General features: G+C 67.7%; 7 protein-coding genes. 5 read left to right on the top strand and 2 right to left on the bottom strand.

Features of this window, described 5'->3' with window-relative positions:
• From Q7T84_RS21010 to Q7T84_RS21030, 5 genes are all read left to right on the top strand, one after another.
• Positions 1-432: acyl-CoA dehydrogenase family protein (locus tag Q7T84_RS21010; RefSeq protein WP_304813119.1), on the top strand; the 432-nt coding region annotated here is incomplete at its 5' end.
• On the top strand, positions 432-713 hold the full coding sequence (locus Q7T84_RS21015) for a DUF3253 domain-containing protein (RefSeq protein ID WP_304813122.1): 282 nt from the start codon (positions 432-434) through the stop codon (positions 711-713). The genes Q7T84_RS21010 and Q7T84_RS21015, both read left to right, overlap by 1 nt.
• A 23-nt stretch (positions 714-736) precedes the next feature.
• The gene (locus Q7T84_RS21020) at positions 737-1,321 is read left to right on the top strand and encodes a uracil-DNA glycosylase family protein (RefSeq protein ID WP_304813124.1); all 585 of its coding nucleotides are present in this window, start codon (positions 737-739) and stop codon (positions 1,319-1,321) included.
• Positions 1,318-2,355, top strand: coding sequence for an alpha/beta hydrolase (locus Q7T84_RS21025; RefSeq protein WP_304813127.1), 1,038 nt, complete (start codon positions 1,318-1,320; stop codon positions 2,353-2,355). Before Q7T84_RS21020 ends, Q7T84_RS21025 begins: the two co-directional genes overlap by 4 nt.
• Positions 2,356-2,417: 62 nt before the next feature.
• Positions 2,418-3,494, top strand: coding sequence for a Glu/Leu/Phe/Val dehydrogenase dimerization domain-containing protein (locus Q7T84_RS21030; RefSeq protein WP_304813129.1), 1,077 nt, complete (start codon positions 2,418-2,420; stop codon positions 3,492-3,494).
• A gap of 59 nt (positions 3,495-3,553) precedes the next feature.
• On the opposite strand, the gene Q7T84_RS21035 is transcribed toward Q7T84_RS21030, so the two are convergent.
• Positions 3,554-4,018 (bottom strand): carboxymuconolactone decarboxylase family protein, encoded by a 465-nt coding sequence (locus tag Q7T84_RS21035; protein ID WP_304813132.1) that lies wholly within the window; start codon positions 4,016-4,018, stop codon positions 3,554-3,556.
• A gap of 84 nt (positions 4,019-4,102) precedes the next feature.
• Positions 4,103-4,304 (bottom strand): hypothetical protein (locus Q7T84_RS21040; RefSeq protein WP_304813134.1); only part of this gene is annotated, 202 nt, incomplete at its 5' end.

Raw genomic sequence — 4,304 nt, forward strand, 5'->3', positions numbered from 1 at the left:
GATCGCGGCCGCCTGCATATCTCGGCGGTCTGCATCGGGGTGGCCGAGCGGCTGCTGGCCGACTGCGTGGCCTATGCCTCGGAGCGCAAGCAGTTCGGCCAGGCGATCTCCGGCTTCCAGCTCATCCAGGGCATGATCGCCGATAGCAAGACCGAGGCCCTGGTCGCCAAGGCCATGACCATGGAGAGCGCCCGCAAGCGTGACGCCGGCCACAGCGTGACCTTGGAGGCCGCGGCCTCCAAGTACTTCGCCTCGGAAATGGTCGGCCGGGTCGCCGACCGGGCGGTGCAGATCTTCGGCGGCGCCGGCTATGTGGCCGACCACGGTATCGAGCGGTTCTATCGAGACGTACGCATCTTCCGGATCTATGAGGGCACCAGTCAGATTCAGCAGGTGGTCATCGCCCGCGAAACCATGAAACGAGGCGGCTGATGAGCGTAGATATGGAAGCCGTGATCCTGGAGGTGCTGGGCAAGCTCCCGGCCGGGAAATCGGCTTCGTCGGAAGAAGTGGCGCGCGCCGCCGACAACGAGAACTGGCGGCGCCTGACCGGTCACGTGCGCTCGACCGCGCGCGGCTTGGCCCGCCAGGGCAAGATCGTCATCACTCGCCATGGCAAGCCGGCCGATCCGGAGAAGTTCAAAGGCGTCTATCGCCTGCGGATGCCGTTGGAGGGCGAGAGCGTCGCACCGCCGCAGGACGTGGCGAGCTAGGGCGCAATCCCTATATCGGCGATATGAGCCTCCAGGCCGTCCTCGCCGATATCGCCGCCTGCCGGGCCTGCGCGCCAGAATTGCCGCATGAGCCCCGGCCGGTGGTGCGCGTGACCCCGGCGACGCGACTGCTGATCTGCGGTCAGGCGCCGGGCCGGCGGGTGCATGAGAGCGGCCTACCTTTCACCGATCCCTCCGGCGATCGCCTGCGCGCCTGGATGGGCCTCGACTACGAGACCTTCTACGGCCGGCCCGAGATCGGGGTGGCGGCCATGGCCTTCTGCTTTCCAGGAACCAACCCGAAGGGCGGCGACTTTCCGCCGCCGCCGCGCTGCGCTCAGCTCTGGCGGCCGCAGTTGCTGGCGGAGCTGCCGAAGGTTGAATTGACCCTGCTGGTCGGCGGCTATGCCCAGGCGTGGGCGCTCGGCGATCGCATGGGCCCCAACATGACGCAGACGGTGCGGGCTTGGCGCGACTATGCTCCGGCGATATTGCCCATGCCGCACCCGTCGTGGCGCAATACCGGCTGGTTGAAGCGCAATCCGTGGTTCGAGGACGAGGTCACGCCCTATCTTCGCCAAAGGGTCCTGGAGATTCTGCGACCGTGAGACGCCTTGCCGCTATTTCCGCCGCCATGATGCTCAGCGCCTGTACGCCGCTGATGGTTCAGCAGGCCGGCGCGCCGCCGATGGGCTTTCAGGGGCCGCGTCTGGAAAACGACGTGTTTGTTTCGTTCGACGGCGCGCGTCTTGGCCTCACCCGCTGGGACGCCGAGGGCGAGCCCAGGGCGGTGGTCGTGGCCCTGCACGGCATGAACGACTACGCCAACGCCTTCCACCTGGCCGCGCCCTATTGGGCCAAGAACGGCGTCACCACCTACGCCTTCGATCAGCGCGGGTTCGGACGTTCGCCCAATCGCGGCATCTGGGGGGGCGACGAGCTGATGGTCGAGGACCTGCGCACCATCACCGCCGTGGTCCACAACCAGCATCCTGGCGTGCCGTTGATCGTCGCCGGCGAAAGCATGGGCGGGGCGGTGGCGATCGAGGCCTTCGCTTCGGATCGCCCGCCCGCAGGGGACCGACTGATCCTGATGTCGCCCGCCGTCTGGGGCTGGTCGAACCAGCCGCTGCCCTACAAGACCATGCTGTGGCTGGCCGCACGGTTCACCGCCGGCAAGGTCTATGAGCCGCCGCGCTGGCTGACCAACCGCGTGCAGCCGACCGACAATCACGAAGAACTGCGCGCCATGGGCCGCGATCCGCTGATGGTCTGGGGCGCGCGTTCGGACACGTTGTTCGGCCTGGTGGCGATGATGGAGCGGGCCTGGCAGGCCGCGGGCGCCGTCAAGGTGCCGGTCCTCTACATCTACGGCGCCAACGATGAGATTATCCCCAAGGAGCCAGCCTTCGAGGCCGCCGCCCGACTGAAGCCGACTGATCGCTCGGCCTACTACGCCAAGGGCTGGCACCTGATGACCCGCGACCATCAGGGACCGGTGGTCTGGGAGGACCTATTGTCGTTCATTCGCGATCCCCAGGCGCCGCTCCCGTCAGGAGCGCCGACTATTCCTGGTTCGCCGACACAGCCCAATGCGGCAGTCGAGGCCGAAGGATCGCGCAAGGTGCAGGCGGGCTTGTGAAGCGCCGGTCAGGGGCGTAGGGGTTTAGGTAATCTCTTCCAGTATCTCGTGGCGAGTGCGGCATGACCTTGTTCGATTCTCCCGATTTCGAAGGACATGAAGGCGTCCATTCGTTCTACGACGAGAAAACTGGCCTCAAGACAATCATCGCCGTGCACTCCACCGCCCGCGGTCCGGCCGCCGGGGGGTGTCGCATGTGGCCCTATGCCAGCGCCGATGCGGCGCTGGAGGACGCCCTGCGGCTCTCGCGCGCCATGTCCTACAAGAACGCCATGGCCGACCTGGAATTGGGCGGCGGCAAGGCTGTGATCATCGGCGATAGCCGGACCATGAAGACGCCCGCCCTGTTCGAGGCGTTCGGCCGCGCGGTCGACACCCTGGGCGGCAGCTACTGGACCGCCGAGGACGTCGGCGTCTCGCCCGCCGACCTGATGAGCGCCCGCAGGCAGACCCGTTTCGTCGCCGGTCTCGAAGGCCATGCGGCCGCGTCGGGCGATCCCAGTCCGGTCACCGCCGAGGGCGTGTTCCGCGGCGTGCGGCTGGCGGTGCGGCGAGCGTTGAACCGTGACCTGGACGGCGTCACCGTCGCCATTCAGGGCGTCGGCCATGTGGGCGCCTATCTTGCCGAGAAGCTTCATGCGGCGGGCGCCAAACTGATCATCACCGACGTCAATGAGACCGCACTGGCGCAGGTCGCGGCCCGCACGGGCGCGAAGATCGTGGCGCCGGGCGCGATCTTCGATGCCGAGGCAGATGTCTTCGCACCCTGCGCGATGGGCGGGGCGATCAACGCCACCACCCTGCCGAAGCTGAAGGCCAAGGTCATCGCCGGCGGCGCCAACAACCAGCTGGCCGATCTCGAGATCGGCCGCCAGGTGTTCGAGCGCGGCATGCTCTACGCCCCCGACTACGTGATCAATGGCGGTGGGATCATCAATGTGGCCGGCGAGATCCGGGCGCTGGAACAGAACGCCGCCTTTGACGACGCCTGGGTCGGCGCCAAGCTCGACCGGTTGACCGCGACCTTGGAAGAAGTGCTCGACCGCGCCGTGACCGAAGCGCGTCCGACCCACGAGGTCGCCAACGAAATGGCCAAGGCCCGGATCGACCAGGCCGTGGCGCAGCGGTTGGCCGCTTAGTCCTGCTCGGCGATAGATGCTCCCCCAGCGGGGGATCATCTAGTTGGGAATTGCGGGCCCTAGGCTACCTTCTCAACCGCCCACTTGCGCGGGTGCTGTGAGCGGAATCCGACGGCCAGGCGGTTCCAGACGTTGATCGCCCCGATCAGCATGGTCAGCTTCACGGCCTCGGCCTCGTCGAACTCTTCGCGCATGATGGCGTAGTCGGCGTCCGGCGCGCGGGTCTGGGCGATCAGGGTCAGCGACTCCGTCCAGGTCAGGGCCGCCTTCTCGCGCGGCGTGAACAGCGAGGATTCCCACCAGGCGGCCAGCAGGTGCAGGCGCTCCTCGCTCTCGCCGGCGGCGCGGGCGTCGCGGGTGTGCATGTGCAGGCAGAAGGCGCAGCCGTTGATCTGGGAGGCGCGGGTCTTCACCAGTTCGATCAGGCTGTGTTCAAGTCCCGAGGAGGCCACCGCGGTCTCGAACGCGGTCATGGCGGCGATCATCTCAGGGGCGGCGGCGAAGGGGTTCAGGCGGGCTGACATGGGGGGAGGTCCTCGTTGCGGCGGCGCCGTCGTGGCGCCTTTAGCAACAGGACGAACCGGCCCGGCTCGGTGTGACACCAACCGCTAGAGGAACCGCGGCAGGACGTAGATCGCCAGCAGCACCAGGACGACGACGACCAGGATCACGGGGGCATGTTTGCGCCCGCCCAGCACCGAGCCGCCGGTCTTGGCCTGGCGCGCGGCCTTGGCCTGGGCCGCCTTCGCGGCGGCCTCCTTGGCCTGGATGGCCTTGCGGCGCTCGTTCAGGTCGACGACCTGCGGCTCT

Origin of the sequence: Phenylobacterium sp. (assembly GCF_030654915.1) — a bacterium.
GTDB lineage: Bacteria > Pseudomonadota > Alphaproteobacteria > Caulobacterales > Caulobacteraceae > Phenylobacterium.

Excerpts from the sequence above, each read along its gene's own strand:
- Q7T84_RS21030 (WP_304813129.1), top strand. The coding sequence starts at position 2,418 with ATGACCTTGTTCGATTCTCCCGATTTCGAAGGACATGAAGGCGTCCAT.
- Q7T84_RS21020 (WP_304813124.1), top strand. The coding sequence starts at position 737 with ATGAGCCTCCAGGCCGTCCTCGCCGATATCGCCGCCTGCCGGGCCTGC.
- Q7T84_RS21015 (WP_304813122.1), top strand. The coding sequence starts at position 432 with ATGAGCGTAGATATGGAAGCCGTGATCCTGGAGGTGCTGGGCAAGCTC.
- Q7T84_RS21035 (WP_304813132.1), bottom strand. The coding sequence starts at position 4,018 with ATGTCAGCCCGCCTGAACCCCTTCGCCGCCGCCCCTGAGATGATCGCC.